General features: G+C 60.0%; 25 protein-coding genes and 2 tRNA genes. 18 read left to right on the plus strand and 9 right to left on the minus strand.

Annotation, left to right across the window (positions count from 1 at the left end):
• From dnaG to VMH34_02635, 7 genes are all read left to right on the plus strand, one after another.
• A partial coding sequence (gene dnaG / locus VMH34_02605; protein ID HTT07666.1) for a DNA primase occupies positions 1-1,782 on the plus strand: 1,782 nt, incomplete at its 5' end.
• A gap of 192 nt (positions 1,783-1,974) precedes the next feature.
• On the plus strand, positions 1,975-3,840 hold the full coding sequence (gene rpoD, locus VMH34_02610; GenBank protein HTT07667.1) for an RNA polymerase sigma factor RpoD: 1,866 nt from the start codon (positions 1,975-1,977) through the stop codon (positions 3,838-3,840).
• Positions 3,841-4,087: 247 nt separating this feature from the next.
• Positions 4,088-4,164, plus strand: a tRNA-Ile gene (locus VMH34_02615).
• A gap of 294 nt (positions 4,165-4,458) precedes the next feature.
• Positions 4,459-5,082, plus strand: a complete 624-nt coding sequence (locus VMH34_02620) for a hypothetical protein (GenBank protein HTT07668.1) — start codon at positions 4,459-4,461, stop codon at positions 5,080-5,082.
• Positions 5,083-5,795: 713 nt separating this feature from the next.
• On the plus strand, positions 5,796-6,071 hold the full coding sequence (locus tag VMH34_02625; protein HTT07669.1) for a type II toxin-antitoxin system RelE/ParE family toxin: 276 nt from the start codon (positions 5,796-5,798) through the stop codon (positions 6,069-6,071).
• Between the two features lie 10 nt (positions 6,072-6,081).
• On the plus strand, positions 6,082-6,405 hold the full coding sequence (locus tag VMH34_02630; protein HTT07670.1) for a HigA family addiction module antitoxin: 324 nt from the start codon (positions 6,082-6,084) through the stop codon (positions 6,403-6,405).
• Positions 6,406-6,606: 201 nt separating this feature from the next.
• Positions 6,607-7,086, plus strand: a complete 480-nt coding sequence (locus VMH34_02635) for a hypothetical protein (GenBank protein ID HTT07671.1) — start codon at positions 6,607-6,609, stop codon at positions 7,084-7,086.
• Between the two features lie 778 nt (positions 7,087-7,864).
• On the opposite strand, the gene VMH34_02640 is transcribed toward VMH34_02635, so the two are convergent.
• From VMH34_02640 to VMH34_02655, 4 genes are all read right to left on the minus strand, one after another.
• Complete coding sequence (locus VMH34_02640) at positions 7,865-8,344, minus strand: cupin domain-containing protein (protein ID HTT07672.1); 480 nt, start codon at positions 8,342-8,344, stop codon at positions 7,865-7,867.
• 10 nt (positions 8,345-8,354) lie between these two features.
• Positions 8,355-8,618, minus strand: coding sequence for a hypothetical protein (locus VMH34_02645; protein HTT07673.1), 264 nt, complete (start codon positions 8,616-8,618; stop codon positions 8,355-8,357).
• 54 nt (positions 8,619-8,672) lie between these two features.
• Positions 8,673-9,083, minus strand: coding sequence for a cupin domain-containing protein (locus VMH34_02650; protein ID HTT07674.1), 411 nt, complete (start codon positions 9,081-9,083; stop codon positions 8,673-8,675).
• A 106-nt stretch (positions 9,084-9,189) separates the two neighbouring features.
• A complete protein-coding gene (locus VMH34_02655; protein ID HTT07675.1) occupies positions 9,190-10,017 on the minus strand; it encodes an SDR family oxidoreductase in 828 nt (275 codons plus the stop codon).
• 158 nt (positions 10,018-10,175) lie between these two features.
• On the opposite strand from VMH34_02655, the gene VMH34_02660 reads away from it, so the two are divergent.
• From VMH34_02660 to VMH34_02670, 3 genes are all read left to right on the plus strand, one after another.
• On the plus strand, positions 10,176-11,051 hold the full coding sequence (locus tag VMH34_02660; GenBank protein HTT07676.1) for a dienelactone hydrolase family protein: 876 nt from the start codon (positions 10,176-10,178) through the stop codon (positions 11,049-11,051).
• 108 nt (positions 11,052-11,159) lie between these two features.
• Positions 11,160-11,678 carry a hypothetical protein gene (locus VMH34_02665; GenBank protein HTT07677.1) on the plus strand — a complete coding sequence of 173 codons (519 nt, stop codon included), beginning with the start codon at positions 11,160-11,162 and terminating at the stop codon, positions 11,676-11,678.
• A 3-nt stretch (positions 11,679-11,681) separates the two neighbouring features.
• A complete protein-coding gene (locus VMH34_02670) occupies positions 11,682-12,533 on the plus strand; it encodes an alkaline phosphatase family protein (protein ID HTT07678.1) in 852 nt (283 codons plus the stop codon).
• Positions 12,534-12,548: 15 nt separating this feature from the next.
• On the opposite strand, the gene VMH34_02675 is transcribed toward VMH34_02670, so the two are convergent.
• Positions 12,549-12,986, minus strand: coding sequence for a MarR family transcriptional regulator (locus tag VMH34_02675; GenBank protein ID HTT07679.1), 438 nt, complete (start codon positions 12,984-12,986; stop codon positions 12,549-12,551).
• A gap of 164 nt (positions 12,987-13,150) precedes the next feature.
• Between VMH34_02675 and VMH34_02680 the strand changes: the two genes are divergently transcribed.
• The 6 genes from VMH34_02680 (at position 13,151) to VMH34_02705 (ending at position 19,079) form a co-directional block, all read left to right on the plus strand.
• Positions 13,151-14,281: an efflux RND transporter periplasmic adaptor subunit gene (locus VMH34_02680; protein ID HTT07680.1), complete on the plus strand. Its 1,131-nt coding sequence runs from the start codon at positions 13,151-13,153 to the stop codon at positions 14,279-14,281.
• Entirely contained in the window at positions 14,278-17,412 is a 3,135-nt protein-coding gene (locus VMH34_02685; GenBank protein ID HTT07681.1) for an efflux RND transporter permease subunit, read from the plus strand. Before VMH34_02680 ends, VMH34_02685 begins: the two co-directional genes overlap by 4 nt.
• 30 nt (positions 17,413-17,442) lie before the next feature.
• A complete protein-coding gene (rplM, locus tag VMH34_02690; protein ID HTT07682.1) occupies positions 17,443-17,871 on the plus strand; it encodes a 50S ribosomal protein L13 in 429 nt (142 codons plus the stop codon).
• Positions 17,872-17,874: 3 nt separating this feature from the next.
• Positions 17,875-18,267, plus strand: coding sequence for a 30S ribosomal protein S9 (gene rpsI / locus VMH34_02695; protein HTT07683.1), 393 nt, complete (start codon positions 17,875-17,877; stop codon positions 18,265-18,267).
• 165 nt (positions 18,268-18,432) lie between these two features.
• A tRNA-Gln gene (locus tag VMH34_02700) sits at positions 18,433-18,506 on the plus strand.
• A 48-nt stretch (positions 18,507-18,554) separates the two neighbouring features.
• Positions 18,555-19,079, plus strand: coding sequence for a nucleoside-diphosphate kinase (locus VMH34_02705; GenBank protein ID HTT07684.1), 525 nt, complete (start codon positions 18,555-18,557; stop codon positions 19,077-19,079).
• A gap of 65 nt (positions 19,080-19,144) precedes the next feature.
• Here the strand turns inward: VMH34_02705 and VMH34_02710 are convergent, their stop codons facing one another.
• From VMH34_02710 to VMH34_02720, 3 genes are all read right to left on the minus strand, one after another.
• Positions 19,145-20,020, minus strand: coding sequence for a Kdo hydroxylase family protein (locus VMH34_02710; protein ID HTT07685.1), 876 nt, complete (start codon positions 20,018-20,020; stop codon positions 19,145-19,147).
• 139 nt (positions 20,021-20,159) lie between these two features.
• A complete protein-coding gene (locus VMH34_02715) occupies positions 20,160-20,822 on the minus strand; it encodes a hypothetical protein (GenBank protein HTT07686.1) in 663 nt (220 codons plus the stop codon).
• Between the two features lie 110 nt (positions 20,823-20,932).
• Complete coding sequence (locus VMH34_02720) at positions 20,933-22,003, minus strand: transporter (GenBank protein HTT07687.1); 1,071 nt, start codon at positions 22,001-22,003, stop codon at positions 20,933-20,935.
• Positions 22,004-22,272: 269 nt separating this feature from the next.
• On the opposite strand from VMH34_02720, the gene VMH34_02725 reads away from it, so the two are divergent.
• A complete protein-coding gene (locus VMH34_02725) occupies positions 22,273-22,968 on the plus strand; it encodes a VIT1/CCC1 transporter family protein (GenBank protein ID HTT07688.1) in 696 nt (231 codons plus the stop codon).
• Between the two features lie 17 nt (positions 22,969-22,985).
• On the opposite strand, the gene VMH34_02730 is transcribed toward VMH34_02725, so the two are convergent.
• A complete protein-coding gene (locus VMH34_02730; GenBank protein ID HTT07689.1) occupies positions 22,986-23,981 on the minus strand; it encodes a sodium:calcium antiporter in 996 nt (331 codons plus the stop codon).
• 60 nt (positions 23,982-24,041) lie between these two features.
• On the opposite strand from VMH34_02730, the gene VMH34_02735 reads away from it, so the two are divergent.
• Positions 24,042-24,385 (plus strand): undecaprenyl-diphosphate phosphatase (locus VMH34_02735; GenBank protein ID HTT07690.1); only part of this gene is annotated, 344 nt, incomplete at its 3' end.

Genomic DNA, 24,385 nt, shown 5'->3' on the forward strand with positions numbered 1-24,385 from the left:
CCGCCGCAAGCTTGCTATGCTTCGCGGATGGCTGGACGAATACCGGAATCGTTCATTAATGATCTGCTGGCGCGCGTCGACATCGTCGACGTCATCGACGAGCACGTGCCGCTGAAAAAGGCCGGGCGCAACTTTCAGGCCCGCTGCCCCTTCCACAACGAACGCACGCCGTCGTTCTCCGTCAGCCCCGACAAGCAGTTTTATTACTGCTTCGGTTGCGGCGCGAGCGGCACGGCCATCGGTTTCCTGATGGACTATCTGCACATGGATTTCCCCGAGGCGATCCAAGACCTGGCCGGCCGTGTCGGCATGACCGTGCCCGTGGAAGCGGGCTTCAAGGGCAAAACCGGCGATGGGGAACGTCTCTACACCCTGCTGGCGCAGGCGCAACAGCACTACTCCGCGCAACTCAAGGACCATCCGCAGTCGGGACGCGCCAAGGAATATCTCAAGGGCCGCGGACTGGACGGCCGCACGGCGGCGGCATTCCAACTGGGCTACGCGCCGCCCGGTTGGGAAAACCTGCTCAAGGCGCTCGGCACTGATAAAGAGAAGGTCCGCGATCTGGAGGCCGCCGGCCTGCTCATCCGCAAGGACGACGGCAGCCACTACGATCGCTTCCGCGACCGCATCATGTTTCCCATCCTCGACCAGCGCGGCCGCGTGATCGGTTTCGGCGGCCGCGTGCTCGGTGACGACGAACCCAAGTATCTGAACTCACCGGAGACCCCGCTGTTCCACAAGGGCCGCGAGCTGTACGGCCTGTTTCAGGCGCGCAAGGCCAACCGCCAGTTGCAACGCCTGTTCGTGGTCGAGGGCTACATGGACGTCATCGCCCTGCACCAGCATGGCGTCACCAGCGCGGTGGCCACGCTCGGCACCGCCACCACGCCCGATCACATGGAGCGCCTGTTCAAGGCCACGCCGGAAGTGGTGTTTTGCTTCGACGGCGACGAGGCCGGCCGCAAGGCGGCATGGCGGGCGCTGGAAGTCAGCCTGCCGGTGTTGCGCGAGGGGCGCTACGTCAGTTTCCTGTTCATGCCCGCGGAGGAAGACCCGGACAGCCTCGTGCGCAAGGACGGCCCGGCGGTGTTCAACAATCCGAAACGCTTCACGCCGCTGTCGGATTTCCTGTTCGATTCCCTGCTCGCGCAGGTCAACCCCGGCACGGATGAAGGCCGCGCCAGACTCGTGGACTTGGCCAGGCCGCTGTTGTCCGGCGTGCCGTCCGGCGCTTACAAGCAACTGCTGGCGCAGCGGCTGGCGAAGCTTGCGGACATGGATTTGCCGACGGTGGCATCCCTCGTCGGCGCCAGGGCCGTCAAGACGGCGCCGCCCGGATATCCGCAGTCCGCGCGGCCCGCGTCCCGTTCGCCTTCGCTGGTGCGCAGCGCCATCCGCCTGCTGCTGCACAAGCCGTCACTGGCGCTCAAACTGGAATCGCCACCCGACCTGCGCGCCTCGACCCTGCCCGGCGCGGCGCTGCTGCAGGAGTTGGTGGAACTGGTCCGCGCCCAGCCGGGAATGAACAGCGCCGCCGTGCTGGAGCATTGGCGGGATCGCGAGGAGGTGTCGCACCTGCGCAAGTTGCTCATGGATGAGATCCCCGCCGATGATGAAGGCGCGGAACAGGAATTCAGGGCGGCGATAGGCAAGGTTTCCGCGCTGGCGGGTAAAAAAGAGACCGTTTCCGCGCCCGGCAAGCGGCCCAGTGAACTGACCGAGGAGGAAAAGAGCGCGCTACGGGGCAGATTCAAATCGGGCAAGCCGACGAAGAATTAAAATACGTCTAGGTTGTTTCGGCCGCGTAGGGTAGAATGCGCGCCCTTTTTTCGGGCACAGGGATGGATTGGCAGTGGCGCATATGGAATCTTGGTCTAGACTTATAGTCTTAAGTTACCCGTACGGATTGATTTGTTTGGCGGCGGTTCATTATTCCCAACATTTACAGTGAGTTAGCGACTCTAAACGCGCATGGACATCATCGAAGAACTTGAAGGCGGCGGCGACGAGCAATCACAGCTCAAGCTGCTCATCGCCAAAGGCAAGGAGCAGGGCTTCCTGACCTATCACGAGGTCAACGACCACCTGCCGGATGACATCGTCGATCCGGAACAGATCGAAGACATCATCAACATGATTAACGACATGGGCATCACGGTGCACGAGACCGCTCCGGACCCCGACGCCCTGCTCATGGCCGAGGCCACGCCGGTCAACACCGACGAGGACGAGGTCGAGGAGGCCGCCGCCGCGCTGGCCAGCATCGACGCCGAACTGGGCCGCACCACCGACCCGGTGCGCATGTACATGCGCGAGATGGGCACCGTGGACCTGCTGACCCGCGAGGGCGAGATCACCATCGCCAAGCGCATCGAGGAGGGCCTGAACCAGGTGCTCTGCGCGCTGGCCGACTACCCGCAGGTCATCGACATGTTCCTGGCGGAGTACGGGCGCGCCGACAAGGGCGAAATCAAGATCACCGACGTCATCAGCGGGTTCATCGACCCCAACCAGGGGGTTGCCGAGGAAGCGCCCGAACTGGAGATCAAGGAAGCACCGGTGAAGGCCGCCAACGATGAAGCCGAGGAGGCCGAGGAAAGCGACGAGGAAGAGGATCCGCTGAGCAAGGCCATCGATCCGGTGGAATGCAAGAAGCGTTTCAACGCTCTGAAGCGCCTGCACCTGCGCACGCTGGCGGCGTTCAAGAAGCACGGCCGCTCCGAAAAGAAGGCGAAAAAGCTGCGCGAACAACTGCAGGCCATGTTCCTGCAATTCAAGATTGTGCCCAAGATGGTCGAGCAACTGACCGGCTACGTGCGCCAGGTGGTGGATGACATCCGCGATCTGGAAAAGCAGGTGATGGAGGTCTGCTGCAAGCAGGCCGGCATGCCACGCAAGGACTTCATCACCGCCTATCTGGACAACGAGGCCAACGTGCGCTGGGTGAAGAAAGTCGTCAAGACGCGCCATTCCTACAATGCGGGGCTCAAAAAACACGAGCCGCACATCATCGCGCTCCAGAAAAAGCTGGGCGAGCTGGCCAAGCGCACGGGGCTGACCATCAGCGAGATCAAGGACATCAACCGCCGCATGTCGATCGGCGAGGCCAAGGCCCGCCGCGCCAAGAAGGAAATGGTGGAGGCCAACCTGCGCCTCGTGATCTCGATCGCCAAGAAGTACACCAACCGCGGCCTGCTGTTCCTCGACCTCATCCAGGAAGGCAACATCGGCCTGATGAAGGCGGTCGACAAATTCGAATACCGCCGCGGTTACAAGTTCTCGACCTACGCGACATGGTGGATCCGTCAGGCCATCACGCGCTCCATCGCCGATCAGGCCCGCACCATCCGCATCCCGGTGCATATGATCGAAACGATCAACAAGCTGAACCGCATTTCGCGCCAGATCCTGCAGGAGATGGGCCGCGAGCCGACACCGGAGGAACTGTCCGTGCGCATGGAAATGCCGGAGGAGAAGGTGCGCAAGGTGCTCAAGATCGCCAAGGAGCCGATCTCCATGGAGACGCCCATCGGCGATGATGAGGATTCGCATCTGGGTGATTTCATCGAGGATCAGAACACCCAGATCCCGGTGGACTTCGCCACCTTCGAGGGCCTGCGCAAGATCGTCAAGGACGTGCTGGAGAGCCTGACCCCACGCGAGGCCAAGGTGCTGCGCATGCGCTTCGGCATCGACATGAACACCGACCACACGCTGGAAGAAGTCGGCAAGCAGTTCGATGTGACCCGCGAGCGCATCCGCCAGATAGAGGCCAAGGCCCTGCGCAAGCTGCGCCATCCCACACGCTCGGAACACCTGCGCACCTTCCTCGACTAGAACGGCTCAAATGCCGTTCGCCCTGAGCCTGTCGAAGGGCACATAAAAAAGCCGCACACCAGTGCGGCTTTTTTTATCCGTTTTACCTACAATAGTATTTGTAGGTTGATGCAAAACGTCATGAGAAAGGCCAGATGCTGGGCGCCGCGGACGAGAAAGCGAGACAGTACAAACCAGTACGGCGAGCTTTCGAGTGAGTAGCAACAACGCAGATGTCCTTCGCAGTAGTTTTGCATCAGCCTGCCATGGGCCTGTAGCACAATTGGTTAGTGCAGGGGACTCATAATCCCTTGGTTGCAGGTTCGAGTCCTGCCGGGCCCACCATCCCATTCAGTCAAATAGAAGCTCCCTCAAATAGTGACGGCTTTGTGCCAAATGCAGAATCAAAAGGACTACACTGAGCTACGATTATTAGCGTATTGACACGGGGCCAGCGCCTCGCCGGGAGCAGTTCTGGTTATGCTGGCGATAATGCATGGGGCAGTTAAAAAGATTGTGTTGTATCTATTCCGCTGGCCCTGGATACGGCGCCCGCTATGCCGTGTTCTTTTCCACCTGCTCATAGGACGGCGGGGGGTAGTGTGGTCACGATGGTGCTACGGAATACAGCGTCGTACGGTGTATCTGGTACCGCCAACTTATGAAGATCTGATCTGGATATTCGCGCAATATCAAAACGTCGAAATAATGGAAATGTTCGGCGGCGGCGATCTGGGGCCTGCGAAAATACTACTGCAGTACCGAAGCGGAACATTAGTAGTGGCCACCATCATGAGTATAGCCACCCGCCGGCGTATAGGCTTCGTTGTCATCTACCCGCCATACGGCGGCGACTTCAATTTTTGGGAGATCGGAATGGCAATCACGGCGTTTGCCGATCGAAATGCTTTTAACGCAATCAATGCTACTGATGCTGTCGGATACTACATGTTCTCACATCTTCGGGCGCGGTTCGTCGGCTGGCGCATTCGCGAGGATAATCTTGCGTGCGATGCCATGGTACGCCGAGTTGGCTACCCTGCGGGAGAAACTCTGGAAATCGGCGGCCACAGCCACATGATCTATCGTCTGGACAAAGCAGGATGGGCGAAACGAGAATTCAAAATTGAGGCGGGGGAGAAGCAAAATGCTGACGGTATTGGAGTTCCTTATACCATTCTCCAGCCTCCAATGTATGAACCTCGTTCGCAGCCGGAAACTATCGGCAAATCCATCAGTAACGACATGGTGGCGACTGTTTGATTCGAATTTGCAAGCCTATATTATTAGTGTCAGGATACCGTAACTATATCGGTTCGCTTACTGCCCTAATGGATAGTCAATGCCATATTGCGGTATGCGCCTAGAGGGCTCCAAACACCTACTCGACCGGTGACCTGAGGAGAGCGGCCATGGGAATGTATGTTGGTGGACGTACTGACAAATCGGCTGGCAATCAGTCCAGTCCACAAAAGGGCCAGGGTGACAGCCCCAGTAAAGGCGGAGGCAGCGGAACTCCTTCTTCACAGAAAGGCAGCGGTATTGGTGGGAGCTCTGGTGATGCCAATCCCAGCGACGCGTTCCAAAATCCAGCGAACACACCAGGGCAACAATCATTTTGATCCTGGTGTAAGCCGTTTTTCCAGTCGTTGAGTGTCAATCTGCACTCATGTTTGGCTCTTCCACGGTTTTTTAACGAACTACACTGAACTACGGTTACTAACAGTTTGACGCAGGGCCAGCGCGGTAAAGGGCTGATTCAGTTAGTAGCTATATTTTGCAAACCCAGCTCATAATCCCTTGGTCGAAGGTTCGAGTCCTTCCGGGCCCACCACCATTTTTTTGATCCCACTGAGCGTTGTCGTCAGCCATCTGCCAACCTTGCCCCTGCGCCAGCCATGCTCATATCCAGGGCCATGTGGGGCACTGTAGCATGATGATTTACATATGTGTCACGATGAGTTACACTTTGCATCGTGATTCGCAGTTTCCGGCATAAGGGATTGGCGGCGTTCTTCATGGAGGGTGACGCCAAAGGTGTCAGGCCGGACCAGCGGGCGCGCAGTCAATCGAGATTGAACGCGCTGCATCATGCGGCAACGCTGGAAAACCTGAACCTGCCGGGCTTCGGATTGCACGCCCTGCATGGCAAACCCAAACGGTATGCCATCAAGGTCAATGGGCCGTGGCGGATCACCTTCGAATGGATCGATGGTGATGCATGGCGCGTCGATCTGGAACAGTATCATTGAGGATGACGGAATGAGTAAGCGCGAGTACATCGTAAAAGGTCCTCCCAAGCTGGCGCCGATTCACCCCGGCGTGCTGCTGCGGGATGACGTGTTGCCGGCCCTGGGCATATCGGTATCCGAGGCGGCGCGCCTGCTGCGCATCAGCCGGCAGACGCTGCACCGCGTGCTGGCAGGCACCGTCGCGGTATCCCCGGAGATGGCGCTGAAGCTCGGCAAGTTCTGCGGCAACGGACCGGAATTGTGGATCCGAATGCAGGCGGCTTATGACCTGTGGTGCGCCGAGCAACGGCTGCGTAATGAATTGAAGTTGATCCCGGTGAAGGTGGCAGCATGATGGTTCTGCAACCACGAATTGCACGCAGCAACCCGCCAGTGTAGCTTGGTGGGCCGGTGCGGGACTCATAATCCCTTGGTTGCAGGTTCGAGACCTGCCGGGCCCACCATTCCTTAATTAACATGGATTCTCTTAATGTGGGCGAACACTTGTTGGGGGCTTCTTAGCCTCGCAATTGCATTCGCGTTGGCTCGGCTGGCCATGCTGTGGACGGTTGGACACGAAGAATGGGGACCACGATTAGTCATTGCAGCAGCAATATGTTTTATAGCTAGTATGGTTTGCTTTTTGTGGCCGTTAATTAGGAATATTATCAAATGTTCATCACGAACCGACTACATGATTCCACTAAAAGATGCTGCAAGAAGTATTTATCAGGATTTGAGGACGTTCGATAATCAGCATGCGCATCTATTAATGGCAGGCGATGGACATGAATCGCAAAATCACATCCTAGAATATTTCGCCATTTGTATATTTCAGCATGCAAATATTTTGGGGAAGCATCCGCCATCAAATGTTCCAGAAAAGATAACTCCAGAAGAACTTGCGAGAGGTTTATTAATAGATGGTGGAGATGCTTTCAAAAAATTTGATAAGAAAGAGCCAGAATATACGGATCTAGTTGTTGATAAAAGAGAATTACCAAGGATATTAAATTTATTAAAATCCCAGATTTAGAGCGACTGAAGCTTGGCGCATCGACATTCTTTCCGAACCTTAGCTGGTAGAGCGCGCTGTCTAACACAAGCATCGATAACGCTGGCATAAGGACCATGCCACTTGCCATGTTTCGGATCTGAGCCACCAGCCAACCCAGACCCATCGTTGCAGAAAGCGCAGGAACCGACGTGAAGAACTACTTTATGTGGACCGGCTTGTCAGTTTTCGTAGAGGTAATAGCTCATAGAGCCATTGAGCTACAGCATTGTCTCATTCACAGTGACGCGGTGTTTTTGGAGATGGACTGCGATATTCAAACCTGTCCGCTTACCCGCGCTGGTGCTGCGGTTGTAGGAGTTTAGTTTTCTCACACACTCCTGTATCGCTAGACTTAGCTTCAACCCATCCTCAAATGAGACCGATACGTTTAGCATTTCCGTCCTAGGCGAAAGTGCTGACACGTCAGGACTAAAGTTAGAGACAGTGCATCCCCCGAAGGAAAACTTTTTGATCTTCATCTCAGTTGGCATGATTTCCCCATTCTTGTGTTGGCTAACGTAATTTAGGATCTATTTGGATAAATAGTGACGCGATCGATACAAGATTATATTAAAGTTTGATTGACTGATTAATCAAGATTGCATGTTATGCGTAACGAGTCTTTGAATCCTAACACCAAGGGACGTACCACGTTTCTTTGAATAAACACTAACCGGCCATGCTCTGCCACGCGTCTACTTCAAGGGCAAACTTACCTGGCGAGACTACGGCGAGGCGGCTCACTCAACCGTGATAATCAGTACGGCGTGCCGTCCTTGTGCGCGAACAGCCACTTGCCGTCGACCATCCTTACTTTCAAGTCATCGTCCGGGTAGCTGCCTTCATCGCCGGGAGTCCGGTCGCCCACTTCAAGGTAGACAACCTCTTCTTCAGTTTCGTTGATCAAGTGATGGCCGTTGCCGGTGCCTGCCTTGAATCCGGCGCACATGCCCGGTGAGAGCCTCGTCCGGCCCTCATCGGTATGCAGCGTCGGGTGCCCTTGCAGGATATAAACGAACTCGTCCTGTTTGGTGTGGGCGTGGCGCAGTGCCGACATCGCGCCGGGGGCCAGCCGCGTCAGGTTGACGCCGAAATTGCTGAGGCCGAACAGATCGCCCAGCGGCTGCTTGCGCCGGCCCGCGACGCGTGAGGCGAAGGGCTCTGGATACAGCGTCGCCTTTGTTCTTGGCGGCGCCTGATCCGCGACGATGGCAACAGGGTGCGTTGGATACGTCATGTTGCCCCCACTACCCCCTCCTGAACGCCGCTTGGTACAGCGCGAACGTTACCAACACGTATGCAAGCGTCCGTACGGCGATCAGCGCCGTCTCCAGCGAGTCCTTCATTCCAAGAATCGTAGCCAGATGAGATAGCCCAAACAGGCCGAAGGCCATGCCAACGTAAAGAAGCAACATCATTCCCGATCGCCGCCAGCCTATGAAACCGAAGGCCAGGATGGCCACACACAAGACCAGATTGACGATGTATACCGGATCCCATATTACGTTCATTTCACACCTCCTCTGAATGCTCCGAAAGTTAGCTTGCTGGCACCGCGCTTCTTGTCAGTCAGCCGCCAATTCAGACAGATATTGTTCGTCGCCGACCTTTTCCAACCAATCGACAGGCCTGCCGTCGAGCCATTCTTGAATGGCAATATGACTCATCCCAGTTGTAGCTGTTGCACCATGCCAATGTTTCTCACCGCATGGACAGGAGATTACATCGCCGGCACGGATCTCCTTTTTCCTGCCTTCCCAGCATTGGATCCAACCGCAACCGGACGTGACAATCAAGTTTTGCCCGAGTGGGTGCGTATGCCATGCCGTGCGGGCGCCAGGCTCGAAGGTTACCAAAGCTCCAGAGACACGCGCGGGCTTGTCTGCCTGAAAAAGCGGGTCGATGCGAACATCGCCGGTGAAATACTCTTTAGGGCCCTGCGTAGAAGGCTGTGAGCCATTTCTTTTGATTTCCATTTTCCAGACTCCAGTTATACGCATCGGAACAATGAGGCCTGACGCCTGAATCAAGCCGCGCCGCGAAGCGGCGTCGGCTTGAATGAATTGTCAGGCCAACCGCTGATTATTTTGGAGCGAGTTCGCCGTACCAGTAAGCCGCCGTGACTCCGCCATCCATCAAGAAATCGCTGCCGGTGATGAATGTGCCCTCCGGTCCCATCAGCAGAGCGCCAACAGCTCCCACTTCATCCGGCGTACCGCCGCGCCCGGCCGCGGACAGCTCAATCATGCGCCTGTAACCCTCGCCGCGAGGGCCATTCAGCTCGTCCCTGGCGAGAGGCGTGAAAATAATGCCGGGGCTGATGGTATTAACCCGGGCACCACGCTTGCCCCACCGAACCGCCTCGGCCATCACCCGCAGTGAGTTCCCACGCTTGGAGATTTGGTAAGCGTGCAGCGAGTCCCTTATTTGGTCCGGCTGGAGCATCGGAAGAGCAAGCAACTCGTCGGCGGGCGTCGTCGCCAGCGCCTTGTTTTGCTCGGGTGTCAGCGCCGGGAGGCGGTGCCCCGACTGCGAAGCGATAACGACGCCCGCTCCGCCGCTTGCGATGACGTTGCCGAACTCTTCGAGCACAATGGCTGTCCCGTAAAGATCGACCTTGAAAATCGTGGCCGGCGACGCCTGCGAAGGGGAGACACCAGCGGCGTGAATGACCCCGGCGACGTCTCCAAGCCCCGCAGCCATTTGGACGAGCGCATGGACTGACTCACGCGAGGATACGTCCACTGTCGTTGTGCGCACGTCAAATCCGGCGTCGCTCATGACTTTCGCCGCCGCCTCCGCATTTTCACGTCGTAGATCGGCGAGCAAGACCCGCCTGCCTGCGCTCACGCGGCGGGCAATCGCTTGGCCAATCGATCCTGGTCCGATGACTGCGATAACGCTGGTCATGGCGAACTCCTTCAGGTAGGCCTGACGTAATTGAGATGTCACGTAGATGCCAGGGTCAGACCCTCTATTTCTCTTTCCGGATCCATTAAATTTTCAGAATAGAATTATAGTATCCTAAATCGATGCCAACATGACGAATCAACCACCAACAGTATCTTATGCGAGATAACACCTTGAATCCGGATGTAGCTAGTCTGCTGCCGCAAAGTGATCTTTCGCGGCGGCAGTTCATCGGCGCGACGCTGGCGGTGGGCTTCGCCCTCGCGGTGCGGCCGGTTTCCGCCGGGACGATCACCACCCCCAGCGAGGGACTGACCGCCGGTGCGGTGCGCATACCGGTGGCGGACGGCGAGATCCCCGCCTATCGCGCCATGCCTGCGCGCGGCGGGCTGTTCCCGGTCGTGCTGGTGGTGCAGGAAATCTTCGGCGTGCATGAATACATCCAGGACGTCTGCCGCCGCCTGGCGAAACTCGGTTATCTCGCCGTCGCGCCGGCGCTGTACGCGCGCCAGGGCGATCCGTCGAAGCTCTCCGACATCCAGACCATCGTCAGCACCATCGTCGCCAGGGTGCCGGACGCGCAGGTGATGTCCGATCTCGATGCGACCGTTGAGTGGGCGAAGCAGACCGGCGGCGACACCAGCCGGCTCGGCATCACCGGCTTCTGCTGGGGCGGGCGCATCGTCTGGCTGTACGCCGCACACAGCGCGGAAGTGAAGGCCGCCGTGGCGTGGTACGGACGGCTGGCGGGCGATCATAATGATCTGCAACCGAAGTACCCCATCGATCTCGTCGGCGATCTGAAAGCGCCGGTGCTGGGTCTCTATGGCGGCGCCGATCAGGGCATCCCGGCCGATATGATTGAGTCGATGCGCGCGGCGCTTAAAACGGCGAAAGTGCCCACCGAGATCATCGTTTACCCCGGCGCGCCGCACGGTTTCTTCGCCGATTACCGGCCGAGCTACACCCCGAAGGCCGCGCAGGATGGCTGGCGCCGGTTGCAGGGGTGGTTCAAGCGCTTCGGCGTTGCTTGAACACGAAATTTCCGGCGGCGCGGACCGACCATAAAGTTGTAACTTTCCGGCGGTACGCTGTATTCATCGATTCTTGCAGCGCGTTGAAACCCTGCGATACAGTGAGCCATGCGTAACGGGACCCCGCCCAATATCATCGATATCGAGGCCTCCGGTTTCGGCCCCCACAGCTATCCCATAGAAGTCGGGGTGGCGCTGTCCACGGGCGAGAAATTCTGCTCGCTCATCCTCCCCATGCAGGATTGGACGCACTGGGATGAGCAGGCCGAGGGCATACATCGCATCAGCCGCGAAATTCTTTTGACCCACGGGCAACCCATCGACCGGATCGCCGAAAACCTGAACAAGCTGCTGCGCGAAGCCACGGCCTACAGCGACGGCTGGGTGGTCGATCAGACCTGGCTGACCCGGCTTTTTCACGCCGCCCGGATCCGGCGCGAGTTCTCGTTCAGCCCGCTGGAGCTGATTCTCTCCGAGCCGCAGATGGACGTCTGGCACAACACCAAGAACGTGGTGCTGCGGGAGGTCGGCAACAAACGGCATCGCGCCAGCATCGACGCCTATGTGATCCAGCAGACCTTCGAGCGCACCCGGCGCACGGTTCCCGTAAATCAGGCGCGCGCCTGAGTCATGCGGTCATCCAGATGGATGCTGGCCGGCGCAATCGTCTTTGCGATGCCGGCAGCTTCCGCGACCGGGGCAATCCCGCGGCCCGATCACGTGGTGATCGTGATCGAGGAAAACAAATCCTATCACCAGATCATCGGCAATCCCGCCGGCGCGCCGTATATCAACGAACTGGCGAAAAATGGCGCGCTGCTGACGCGGTCATATGCGATCCGGCATCCCAGCCAGCCCAATTATCTCGCCCTGTTCTCAGGCGACACGCAGGGATCGACGGATGACCGCTGTCCGTTTCCGGTTCAGGGCGACAATCTCGCCAGCGAATTGCGGCGCGCGGGCCTGACCTTCGCGACCTATTCCGAATCCCTGCCGCAAGCCGGCTTCACCGGCTGCAAGCACGAGCACTACCAGCGCAAGCACAATCCCGCCGCCAACTGGCAGGGCGTCAACGTGACGCCGGAGATGAACCTGCCCTTCGGCGCGTTTCCCGCCGATTACTCGGAGCTGCCCACGGTAGCGCTGGTGGTGCCGAGCCAGTTGAACGACATGCATGACGGCGAGGCCGGTCCGGCGATCATCCAGGGCGATCAGTGGCTCAAGGAACACCTGGACTCGTACGTGCAATGGGCGTCATCGCACAACAGCCTGCTCATCCTTACCTGGGATGAGGATGACGGTTCCAGCGGCAATCACATCGTCACGGTTTTCACCGGCGCCATGGTCAAACGCGGTGAATACGATTCCCGCGTCGATCACTATGACGTCCTGCGGACCCTGATTGACATGTACGGCCTGCGGCCGCTGGGGAACTCGCGCCGGGCGGCGCCGATCAGGGAAATCTGGACCAACCCCGGATAAATCCGGGCGTAACGATCAAGGTTTGGCGGCCTCCAGGCGCTTCTTCAGTTTCAGCAGCAGGCGGCCGCCGGTTTCCAATTCGCGCTGCGGAATGTCCTGAAGCAACTCCTCGCGCAGGGAATCGGCCACGGCGATCATTTTCTTCAACAACCCGCGCGCCTTGCGCGACAGGTGCACGGTCTTGCACCGGCGATCATGCGGCAGACCGCGGCGCTCAATATGGCCGCTGGCCGTCAGCCGATCCAGCAACCGCACCAGCGTCGGCCCCTCGATGCCGATGCGGCCGGCCAGTTCGGTCTGGGTCAAGCCGTCGCCGCCGCGGGCGAGATGAAAAATCGCCAGCCATCTGGCCTGGCTGAGCCCCAGCGGCTTCAGCCGTTGATCCAGCCGCGCGCGCCACAAGCGGTGGGTTTCCCCCAGCAATCTGGAGAACTTTTCCGCGGCGACGGTCATAGTCTATTAATATGGTGTGCTAATTATTAGCATGCTATCTTTATGATAACGAATTGTATCCATGGCGTCGACGGCTTACGCGGGGTCGGGCATACTGCGCCGGCTTCCCGTCCCCGTCACCGCGCCCGATGAATTTAACCGCCCTGCTCCGGAGTCTAAAACGCGTGCGAACAGGCAATTCAATACTCTGCCGGGGGGCGCTCCTCGCGGGAGTGCTGCTGATCGGCGGCTGCTCGGGGAAAGAGCCGCCTGCCGCGCCCGCCGTCAAGGCACCCGCCGCCGTTCCCGTCGTCGCGGTGACGGCGGTGAAGAAAACCCTGCCGCTGCGCCTGCGCGCGATCGGTAACGTCGAGGCCTACACCACCGTGGGGATCAAGTCCCGCGTGGACGGACCCATCGTCTCGGTGGGGTTCAAGGAGGGCGACGACGTCGTCAAGGATCAAGTGCTCTTCGAGATCGACCCGCACCCGCTCCAGAGCCAGCTGCGGCAGGCGCAGGCGGCGTTGCAACGCGACGAAGCGCAACTGGCGAATGCCCGCGTCCAGACCCGCCGGAACGAGGAGATGCTGAAGAAAAACTTCATCTCCAAGGATGCCTACGATCAGATCAAGACCAGCGAGGACGTGTACCTCGCCACGGTCGCCGTGGATCAGGCCGCCATACATTCGGCGCAATTGCAGCTCGATCACTGCACGATCCGCGCGCCCATCGCCGGCCGCACCGGACGGATCCTGGTGCAGGAAGGCAATCTCGTCAAAGCCAACGACACCAACCCGCTCGTGGTCATCAATCAGATCAGCCCCATCTACGTGAGCTTTTCGGTGCCGGAGCAGAATCTGGCGGAGATCCGCAGCCGCATGAGTTTGAGTCCCCTGTCGGTGACGGCCACGGCCAGGGACGGCGACGAAGCCCTCGGCACCGGCCAGCTCACGTTCGTGGACAATACCGTCGATTCCGCCACCGGCACCGTGCGGCTGAAGGCGACCTTTCAGAACGAGGACAAAAAACTCTGGCCCGGCGAATTTGTGACGGCCCTGCTGACCCTGAAGGAACAATCCGACGTGGTGGTGGTGCCGTCGCAGGCGATTCAGAACGGCCCACAGGGTCCCTATGTCTATCTCATCAAGGATGACATGACGACCGAGCTTCGCAATGTCGTTCTGGGCGGGGAGGACGACGGCGAGACCATCGTCGCCCGAAACCTCAACGCGGGCGATCGGGTCGTGACCGAGGGCCAGTTGCGCATCGTGCCCGGCGCCAAGGTGTCCCTGCGCGCCGACACCGGCGGCCCATGAATATTTCCGGGCATTTCATCCGCCGGCCGGTGGCCACCGGTCTGGTGATGATCGGCATACTGCTGTTCGGCATCATGGCCTACCGGTTGCTGCCGGTGTCGGATCTTCCGAACGTCGATTTCCCGACCATCCAGGTCACTGCGAACCTCCCCGGCGCCAGCCCGGAGACGATGGCCTCGGCCGTGGCCACGCCGCTCGAGAAACAGTTCTCCACCATCGCCTCCCTCGACTCCATGAACTCGTCGAGTTCGCAGGGCATAGCCAAGATCACACTGCAGTTCGGGCTCGACCGCGACATCGATGCCGCCGCGCAGGACGTGCAGTCGGCGATCTCCTCGGCGCAGAGCAGCCTGCCGACGAACATGCCGAGTCCGCCGTCCTTCCGCAAGGTCAATCCGGCGGCCGCGCCGATCTTTTATCTGGCGCTCACCTCCTCCACCCTGCCGCTGTCCGTGGTCGACGAATACGCCGAAACGCTGCTGGCCCAGCGCATCTCCACCATCAGCGGTGTGGCGGAGGTCGGCGTTTTCGGCAGCCAGAAGTACGCCGTGCGCATCCGGCTCGATCCCAATCTGCTGGCGGCCCGCGGCATCGGCATCGACGAGGTGCAGCAGGCCATCGGCGCCCACAACGTCAACCTGCCCACCGGCACGCTCTACGGCGAACACCGAGCCTACACGGTGCAGGCCACCGGCCAGTTGAACCGCGCCGCCGATTACAAAAACGTGGTCATCGCCTATCGCAACGGCGCCCCCATCCATCTCGACGAGATCGGCGAGGCGGTCGACAGCGTGCAGACCGACAAGGTCGCGGCCTGGTACAACGGCGTCCCGGGCATCGTGCTGTCCATCCAGCGGCAGCCGGGAACCAACACCATCGAGGTGATCGATTCGATCAAAAAGATCCTGCCCGCGTTCCGGGCGCAGATGCCGGCGGCCATCGGGCTCGACATCCTCTACGACCGTTCGCTGTCGGTGCGCGACTCGGTGCACGACGTGCAGTCCACCCTGATGATCGCCCTGGCGCTGGTGGTGATGGTGATCTTCCTGTTCCTGCGCAACCTGCCGGCCACGGTCATACCGAGCCTGGCGCTGCCGATGTCCATCATCGGCACCTTCTCCGCGATGTATATGCTTGGCTTCAGCGTCGACAACCTGTCGCTCATGGCGCTCACCCTGTGCGTGGGGTTCGTGGTCGACGACGCCATCGTCATGCTGGAGAACATCTCGCGCCACATGGAACTGGGCAAACCGCGGATGGAGGCGGCGCTCGAAGGCTCGCGTGAGATCGGCTTCACCATCGTATCCATGACGATATCGCTGGCCGCGGTGTTCATACCGGTGCTGTTCATGGGCGGGATTCTGGGCAAACTGCTGCACGAGTTCGCGATCACGATCATGGTGGCGGTGCTGGTGTCCGGCTTCGTGTCGCTGACACTGACGCCGATGCTGTGCAGCCGCATGCTGCAATCGCACGATCGGATCAGACACGGGCGGCTGTATATGCTGAGCGAGGCGGTGTTCGATGGCTGGCGGCGGCTCTACGAGGTGACGCTGCGCGTCGTGCTCCGCTGGCGGCGGCTGACGCTGCTGGTATTCTTCGCCGTCTTCGCCACCACCGCGTGGCTGTTCGTGATCATGCCCAAGGGGTTCCTGCCGAGCGAGGACACCGGCCAGCTGTTCATCTTCACCGAGGCCGCCCCGGACGTTTCCTTCGAAGAGATGGTCCGATTGCAACGGTCCATGGCGGCGATCGTCCAGGCCGATCCCTATGTCGATTCATCCATGTCGTTCATCGGCGCGAGCGGTTCCAGCCAGTTGCTCAATCTGGGGCGCATCTTCATCAGGCTCAAGCCGCGCAGCGAGCGGCCGAATGCCGACGCCGTCATCCGCGAGCTGCGCCCGAAGCTGGCCGCCGTGCCGGGGATCAAGGCCTACCTGCAGAACCTGCCCTCCATACGCATTGGCGGGCAACTGACGAAAAGCCAGTATCAATACACCATCCAGGACGCGGACACGAAGGAATTGATCCACTGGGCGCCCATTCTGGAGGCCAGGCTGCGCCAGACGCCGGGGCTCGAGGACGTGACCACCGATCTGCAGATCTCAAGCCCGCAGGTCACGGTGGACATCGATCGGGAAAAGGCCTCGGCGCTGGGCATCACGGCGGAGCAGATCGAAGACGCGCTGTACACCGCCTACGGCGCCCGCCAGGTCTCGACCATCTACACCCCGAGCAACGAATACTGGGTGATCGTCGAGCTTGCGCCCAAGTACCAGGGGGATCCGGCGGCCCTGAAAATGTTGTATGTGCGCGCCGCCTCCGGCACGCTGGTGCCGCTGGACGCGGTGGCGCACCTGCGCCGCGACCTCGCGCCGCTGTCCATCAACCATCTGGGACAATTGCCATCGGTAACGCTGTCGTTCGACCTCAAGCCCGGCGTGGCGCTCGGCGACGCCATCGAAAAGATCAACGCCGCGCAGGCGAAACTGGGGATACCCACCACGCTCATCGGCAGTTTCCAGGGCTCCGCGCAGGCCTTCCAGGCCTCGTTTGCCGGCATGGGATTGCTGCTCGCCGCCTCCATCCTCGTCATCTATCTGGTGCTGGGCATCCTGTATGAAAGCTACATCCATCCCGTGACGATTCTCTCCGGTCTGCCGACGGCGGGACTGGGTGCGCTGGCGACGCTCAAGTTTTTCCACCTCGATCTGGACATGTACGCCTTCGTCGGCATCATCATGCTGGTCGGCATCGTCAAGAAAAACGCCATCATGATGATCGATTTCGCCATCGAGGCGCAGCGCCGCGGCGGGACTTCGCCGTTCGATGCCATCTTCGAGGCCTGCCTGGTGCGGTTCCGTCCCATCATGATGACCACCATGGCGGCGCTGATGGGCACGCTGCCCATCGCCCTCGGTCTGGGCGCCGGCGGCGAGAGCCGGCGTCCGCTCGGTCTGGCCGTGGTCGGAGGACTGGTGGTTTCACAGGTGTTGACCCTCTATATCACCCCGGTGATTTACCTTTATTTCGAGTCGCTGAAGGAGAAAATCCGCCCGCTTTCCCGCGCCGGACACGGCCGGAAAGAAGGGGACGGACTCCATGTTGACAGGGTCAAGGCCACCCCCTAACATGCGCCCTCTTTTGTCAGGGTTAAGTCCATGAAAACGTTCGTTGCCAAGCCCGCCGAGACGCGGCGCGACTGGTTCGTGCTCGATGCCAGCGACAAGGTGCTGGGCCGGCTCGCCTCGGAAGTGGCCCGCCGCCTGCGCGGCAAACACAAGCCCGAATTCACCCCGCACAGCGACGCGGGCGACTACATCATCGTGGTCAACGCCGAAAAGGTCCGGGTGACCGGCCGCAAGGCCACCGACAAGATTTACTACCGCCACTCCGGTTATCCGGGTGGTTTGAGCGAAACCTCGTTTCAGAAACTCATCAAACGCGCGCCGGCGAAGGTGATTGAGATCGCCGTCAAGGGCATGCTGCCGCGCGGCCCGCTGGGCCGGCAGATGTTCCGCAAATTGAAGGTCTACAAGGGCGCCGCGCACAAGCACAGCGCCCAGCAACCGCAGACATTGGAAATATAAGTCATGGCGGCAGAAACTTATTACGCGACGGGCCGGCGCAAGAATTCCTCCGCCCGGGTCTACCTGCAGCGCGGCAAGGGCAAAATTCAGGTCAATAACCGCGAGCTGAACGCCTACTTCGGTCGCGAGACCGCGCGCATGATCGTGCGCCAGCCGCTGGAAGTCATCAAGATGGGCGGCGACTTCGACATCCACGTGATGGTCAACGGCGGCGGCGTCTCCGGACAGGCCGGCGCCACGCGCCTTGGTATCGCCCGCGCGCTCATCGCCTATGACGAGACGCTGCGCGGCCCGTTGCGCAAGGCCGGCCTGGTCACCCGCGATTCACGCGAGGTGGAGCGCAAGAAGGTCGGCCTGCACAAGGCCCGCAAGCGCCCGCAGTACTCCAAGCGCTGACGGATGTCATTCCGGCGCACGCCGGAATCCAGTGCGCGTTTTCTATATTCCCGGCTATCGTGTCAGCATTCGGTTCCTTTATACTGGATACCGGCTTCCACCGGCATGACGGAAAACACCATGACTTGCGCGGATGACTGCGCTGCCAGCCGCAGCCCCGATTACTGGGGGATCGTCTAACGGTAGGACAACGGACTCTGACTCCGTTTATCTAGGTTCGAATCCTAGTCCCCCAGCCAATTTAATCATCCGGCTGACGCACCTCCAGATCGAACAACGACCGCAATATGCCCGATACACTCAAGAACGAATATACCCTCGTCATAGTGAAGCCGGACGGAATTAAAAAATCCCTCACCGGAAACATCCTCACCAAGCTCGCCGAGGCGCGGCTCATGATCATCGGCGCGAAGGTGACGCAGGTGTCGCGTGAACTGGCGGAAAATCATTACCGCCACCTGAAGGACAAACCGTTCTTCAACGACGTCATCGAATACCTCCAGGGCAAATCCTACGGCAGGAATTACGAACGCGTCATCGCCCTGGTGTACCAGGGGCCGGATGCCATCGCCCGCGTGCGCCGCCTCGCCGGCGCCACGAATCCCGAGGAGGCGGACCCGGTTTCCATCCGTGGATCCTACGGGCGCATCACGACCAGGGGTATCTATGAGAACGTCATTCACGCCTCCTCCGACCCCAAGGAAGCGGAACGGGAGATCAAACTCTGGTTCAAGCCCGACGAGATCATCGGTAGTATTTACCCCACCAAAAAAATAACGGCGGAACCCCAGGAAGTGCTGGTCTGGGCTTGATTCAGTCCGCGGATCAATGTTGCGCGACTCTTCCCCGAGCCGGCCGGTGATCCGCCGGCCTGCCGTCAGGCGAGCTTTCGCGCTGTCAGACGCTCCAGAATCCGCAACGGCGACTTTGACTCGTCCTGCATGCAGCTGATCGGCAGGTAGAACGTCTGTTCCAATGCGTACCGTCCCGCGATGGCTGCGTGCGGCACGCGATCGGTGAACACGATCCACGTGCTGCCCGCCGGGAAATCGTACGTGATCTGGTCCGCTCCCGACTGGTATTGCGAGTCCGCCTTCATATGATCATGCAATTGCAGCATCAAATGATCGTACGCACTGCGCCGGCTCTTCGTGACCCCGCACAAGTGCAACAACCAACCGCTCCCCCAAAGGGGGCCGGACAGGTAGGGGACATAGCGGCCGGCGACACTCTCAAACAACCCGCCCAGCCGCCATGTACGCCCCTGTCCATGGGGATGGACGTTGCTGAAGACGCGGAGGATTCTTCTGCCCTGCACGGGCGAGGACGGGAAACTGTCCACGTGCAATCGCGTATCGTCATGACGCCAGGAAGCTGCGCGCCCCTTGATCTCCACGGGCCGGTAACTGGTGCGGCCCTGAATCAGTCCCGCCTCGTACCGCGGCAGCAGGTTCAACAGCAACCTGCGGCTGCATCCGGCGTAGCGCTTCATCATCGCCGCCAGTCCCGCGGCGGCTGATGCTTCGAGACTGCTGCCGCGCACCCGCCCGCCGGCGCCATCCAGGCTGACATTCTTGCTCTTGGCCGCGACGGCGGAAGTGAAAAACCGCACTTCGGATCCTTCCGTCGGGAAGCCAAGACGCGGGAAAAGCAGCACGCCGCCCGCTTCAAGCGCCTCGACAGCGCGCTCCTGCATGGGGGCCGGGGGCTGTTGCTTCCAGTCCGTTATCGCAAGTTCGATGATGGGAGTCATGCGCTTCCTCCCGATCGTTTCGGTCCGCCTATTGTGAACGGCGAACGCTTCCTGAAGCAAGACGCTGAGAGTGGGGCTCCCGCCACCGGGGATGGAGTCGCATGGCCCTTCGCAGGCCGCGGCCTGCGCTTTGTCCGAATTATCGTTTGTCTGCAGCGCGCGTTTCCCAGAGCGGGAAGGTGTAGGTGCACACCAGATAGCCCATCACGTCGTGACCCTGATCGTTGGAAACGTAGAACGCGGGATTGAACTGGAGATGCTCCGTGGCGTTCCAGGTAAAGCCAAAAGTCACCGAGTTGCCGCTGCCGCTCTGGAAATCGACCTGCGCGCGCCAGGTTTTGTTGAAATCGTAGGCGTAGCCGAGGATCACTTCGGCGTGTTGACCCGCGTAAGCCATGCCGCCGATCAGTTTATGATGTTCGGTGTAGTAACCCGTTTCCAGAAACGGTTGCGGATCCGCGCCGCGGGTTGACCAGTTCACGAAGCCGGCGCTCAACAGCCATGGTTCGCGCTGCACCAAGGCAATCTCGGCGCCAAAGATTTGCTCCGATGGCTTCAATCCCTGGAACACGGCAAATTCCAGCCACTTCGCCACCCCCAGTTCGGCCTGGAATTCATATGGATTCGCAATGCGTTTGTCCTGCCACTGGAAGCTCAGTGATAGATCACCCTCCTCCTGAAGATCCGGCGTGACAATCTGACTCAGGCCCTTCGTGGTCGCCCGGGCCGGCGCGCTGAAAAAAAATGCACATGCGATGACGACAACCAGGGTGTTACGGTGCGTTGATTCGTGGTGAAGCATGATTGAACCCTTATGCCGCGAACCGAATGGCCCGTGTTCACGGCTTTTTTGACATCACCGCATTACAACTTCGAGTCAGCGGGCGCCGCCCCCTTTGGAGCGGATTTGCTTCAGAACAGGCGGTTCCAATGCAGAATCAACAGCGTGACCAGCGCAACCACGACCATGCCGGAAACGACCCACCAGAATGCCGACATCTCTTGCAGCCCCGGCAGGCCGCCGACATTCATGCCGAAGATGCCGGTGATCAGCGTCACCGGCAGGAAAACCGCCGTGACGATCGACAATACAAAAAGGTTGTGATTGGTATCCTCGGCCACCTGCCCCACCAGTTCCTCCTGCAGCAACTTGGCGCGCTCCTGGATGGCGTCCAAATCCTCCACCACCATTCCAAATTCCTCGACGATCTCGTTCAGTCCCAACGCGTCGGCATCATCGAACCATCCGGGCGGGCGCGCGCCCAGTCGTCGCAAGGCCCGGTATTCCGGTGAAAAATGCCTGTGCATGCGGACCGCCAGGCGCCGCACCTTGCCCAGTTTGGCCCGTTGATCTTCGATCCTGCCCGCGAGGATATCGTCCTCGATCACGCCAAGTTCGCGACTCAGGCGTCCGGCGATGTCGGCATGGATGTCCGTCTGGAGCCGGAACAGGCTGACCATCAGCGCCGCGGAACTTTTGAAAACTGCGCCTTCACGAACTGTCCGGCGGAGCTGGTTTGTGGTGGTGAGCGGTTGAAAACGCGTGGTGATCAGGCAACGGCAATCGACATAAAACCGCAAGGCCGCGATTTGATCCGGATCCCAGTCGAACCCGTAATGGACGTCACTAATCACGCCGATGACGCCGTCCATCTCGATTTCGACACGCTGGCGTTCATCGGCGTCCAGCAGAAATGCCGCCGCGCTTTCGCTGAGTCGCGGACATTCCTTAATCCACTTCTTGGTGTGTTCATTGGCGGCATTAAAGTGCAGCCACACGAAGGCGTCCGGATTCTCCAGGGCGGTTTCCAGATCATCCCAGCCAAGTTCTCTGACGGGGCGATCGGGCTCGAACAGGAAACCGTATACCAGGGCATGCGCGTGCAAAGCCGTTTGCAGACCAAGCAAACGGGCGCTGGCGACTGGATCCAGCTTCTCCTCCACGGCCGCTTCGGGCGGTACCGGCTTTTCAGCGCGCGTCATCAAGATTCAGGCCCGGGTTCATTCAATTATCAAGAAATTCAGATTTAGCCCGCATTATTAAGAAAATATTACAGTTTGTCATCCCAATGACGGGGTTGATCCGGGCCCCGGCGCGACATTTCCAAAATACGGGCAGGCAGGCATGTGCCTTCTTCAATGCCATCCCGCCGGTTCTGCTTGCTGATCATACGCAGTATCATGCGGCGACTGAACCTCACCCGCACACGTTTTACCCCACTGTAACAGCCCGATTATTGAAGATCTGTGCGATGCCGCTGACACCGCATATGGAAAAACATTTCACCGCCGGCGACGCGGTGCGTGACGTCGTCATCGGCATGTCCGACGGCCTGACCGTGCCCTTCGCGCTGGCGGCCGGCCTGACCGGCGCCATCTCGCAGACGCACGTGATCGTGACCGCGGGCCTGGCCGAGATCGCGGCGGGCGCCATCGCCATGGGACTGGGCGGTTTTCTCGCCGCGCGCAGCGACGCCGAGCATTACGCGAGCGAGCTGGCGCGGGAGGAGCGCGAAATCATCACCGTGCCCGATACGGAGGCCGACGAAGTCCGCGAGATATTCGAAACCTACGGACTTGGACCGCGGGAGAGCGCCACAGTGGTGGAATCCCTGCGCCGGCGTCCCAGGGATTGGGTGAAATTCATGATGCGCTTCGAACTCGGTCTGGAGGCGCCGCAACCCGGCCGCGCCTGGAAAAGCGCGTTCACCATCGCCATTGCCTATATCCTCGGCGGCTTCATTCCGCTCAGCGCGTATCTGTTGATCGCGGACGCGCATCGCGCACTCTGGCTCTCGGTTGCCGTCACACTTATGGCCCTGCTGGTGTTCGGCGCCATCAAGGGACGGCTGACAGGCGCGCCCGTGATTCGCAGCGGCGTGCAGACAATGATGGTGGGGGGGCTGGCGGCCGTGGCGGCGTTTGCCATCGCCCGCTGCATAGCCTGAGATTATTGCCCTGCGGATCAGTAAAGCACGAGCACAAGATAGGCGACGTAAAGGGCGCCATTGACAAAGAGGTGCCAGACGCGCAACGGCGCAAGTGCAATCAACAGGCGCAGCCAGAACGCGGCGACCAGCGTGATCAACAAACCCATCAGCATCTCCTGCCGCGGGTGCCACGGCGTCATCAGCAGGCCCATCGCCGGCAGCATGCTGCCCTGAAATACCATCGCGCCGGTGATGTTGCCGAAGGCCAGCGTATCCTTGCGCCGGCGGATCCAGAGAATGCTGTTGACCTTTTCCGGCAGTTCGGTCGCCACCGGCACGATCAGCAGAGATAACAGCAGGACCGAGACGTTCAGCTTGGCCGCTATTTGTTCAACACCGTGGATGAAACCGTTGGCGCCGAAGATGAGCAGCCCCAGCCCCGCCCCCAATTGAACGAAAACGGTCAGTTGGCGATCCGGCAGGCCGAGGTGGCAGAGAAACATCCCCCTGTCGGCCTCGGTACCGTGCCCCGCCTCGACCAGGCGCGCCGACACCCGCAACGTCAGCAGCACATAAACGAAGTACAAAAGCAGCAACACCACGGCGATGATGGCGTGCCAGCCCGATGCGAACAGCGCCAGCGTGGCCAGCGCAAAACTGCCGATGAAAAAATTCAGATCGCGCGTCAAGCCGGTCTTCTCCGGGTGCAGCGCGCCGTTCCAGCGGCGCCGGCGTATCACGGAAAACGCCATCAAACACAGGGACAATGTGGACAGCATGAGCGGCGCGCCGAGTATCGCGCCAACGCCCACGTCGGTGTGGACGTCCGTGCGCCCGTCGCTGTTGTCCACCGTGAATGCCAGCAGCGGTACCAGACTTTCCGGCATGGCGGTGGCGATAGCCGCGAACAGGGATCCCGTCACGCCTTCGGAGATGCCCATGCGCTCCCCCAGATGCTCGAGGGCATTGGTGAATACCTCGGCAGCAATTAGAATGACCGCCAACATCAACAACAATTCGCCTGCACCCATCCACATCGTGAGAATTCTCCCCTGCTCCTGGAGGCTGCGCGGCACGCGCCGCGTTCGTCAATGACCTGGCATGATCTCCTGAACGCATTGATCATGGGCGTGGTCGAGGGCATAACGGAGTTTCTGCCCGTCTCCAGCACCGGTCATTTGATAATAACAGGCGATCTGCTCGATTTCACCGGCCCGCTGGCTGACACGTTCGAGATCGCCGTTCAATCCGGCGCCATGCTGGCGGCCTGCTGGCTGTATCGCGGAAAACTTTCGAATTCGTTTGTCCGCCTTTCCACGCAGCCGCTGTCGCAGAATCTCCTGTTCCACCTGCTGCTGGCATTCCTGCCGGCCGCCTGCGTCGGCGTGGCGTTCCACCATGAAATCATGACGCGCCTGTTCAACAGGCATACAGT

Source organism: Gammaproteobacteria bacterium (assembly GCA_035501935.1).
In the GTDB taxonomy this organism is placed as follows: domain Bacteria; phylum Pseudomonadota; class Gammaproteobacteria; order JAJPIJ01; family JAJPIJ01; genus JAJPIJ01.

Coding starts and splice junctions, on each gene's coding strand:
- rpoD (HTT07667.1), top strand. CDS start 1,975: ATGGACATCATCGAAGAACTTGAAGGCGGCGGCGACGAGCAATCACAG.
- VMH34_02630 (HTT07670.1), top strand. CDS start 6,082: ATGAGTAAGCGCGAGTACATCGTAAAAGGTCCTCCCAAGCTGGCGCCG.
- VMH34_02635 (HTT07671.1), top strand. CDS start 6,607: ATGCTGTGGACGGTTGGACACGAAGAATGGGGACCACGATTAGTCATT.
- VMH34_02640 (HTT07672.1), bottom strand. CDS start 8,344: ATGACGTATCCAACGCACCCTGTTGCCATCGTCGCGGATCAGGCGCCG.
- VMH34_02645 (HTT07673.1), bottom strand. CDS start 8,618: ATGAACGTAATATGGGATCCGGTATACATCGTCAATCTGGTCTTGTGT.
- VMH34_02650 (HTT07674.1), bottom strand. CDS start 9,083: ATGGAAATCAAAAGAAATGGCTCACAGCCTTCTACGCAGGGCCCTAAA.
- VMH34_02655 (HTT07675.1), bottom strand. CDS start 10,017: ATGACCAGCGTTATCGCAGTCATCGGACCAGGATCGATTGGCCAAGCG.
- VMH34_02660 (HTT07676.1), top strand. CDS start 10,176: ATGCGAGATAACACCTTGAATCCGGATGTAGCTAGTCTGCTGCCGCAA.
- VMH34_02665 (HTT07677.1), top strand. CDS start 11,160: ATGCGTAACGGGACCCCGCCCAATATCATCGATATCGAGGCCTCCGGT.
- VMH34_02670 (HTT07678.1), top strand. CDS start 11,682: ATGCGGTCATCCAGATGGATGCTGGCCGGCGCAATCGTCTTTGCGATG.
- VMH34_02675 (HTT07679.1), bottom strand. CDS start 12,986: ATGACCGTCGCCGCGGAAAAGTTCTCCAGATTGCTGGGGGAAACCCAC.
- VMH34_02685 (HTT07681.1), top strand. CDS start 14,278: ATGAATATTTCCGGGCATTTCATCCGCCGGCCGGTGGCCACCGGTCTG.
- rplM (HTT07682.1), top strand. CDS start 17,443: ATGAAAACGTTCGTTGCCAAGCCCGCCGAGACGCGGCGCGACTGGTTC.
- rpsI (HTT07683.1), top strand. CDS start 17,875: ATGGCGGCAGAAACTTATTACGCGACGGGCCGGCGCAAGAATTCCTCC.
- VMH34_02705 (HTT07684.1), top strand. CDS start 18,555: ATGCCCGATACACTCAAGAACGAATATACCCTCGTCATAGTGAAGCCG.
- VMH34_02710 (HTT07685.1), bottom strand. CDS start 20,020: ATGACTCCCATCATCGAACTTGCGATAACGGACTGGAAGCAACAGCCC.
- VMH34_02715 (HTT07686.1), bottom strand. CDS start 20,822: ATGCTTCACCACGAATCAACGCACCGTAACACCCTGGTTGTCGTCATC.
- VMH34_02720 (HTT07687.1), bottom strand. CDS start 22,003: ATGACGCGCGCTGAAAAGCCGGTACCGCCCGAAGCGGCCGTGGAGGAG.
- VMH34_02725 (HTT07688.1), top strand. CDS start 22,273: ATGCCGCTGACACCGCATATGGAAAAACATTTCACCGCCGGCGACGCG.
- VMH34_02730 (HTT07689.1), bottom strand. CDS start 23,981: ATGGGTGCAGGCGAATTGTTGTTGATGTTGGCGGTCATTCTAATTGCT.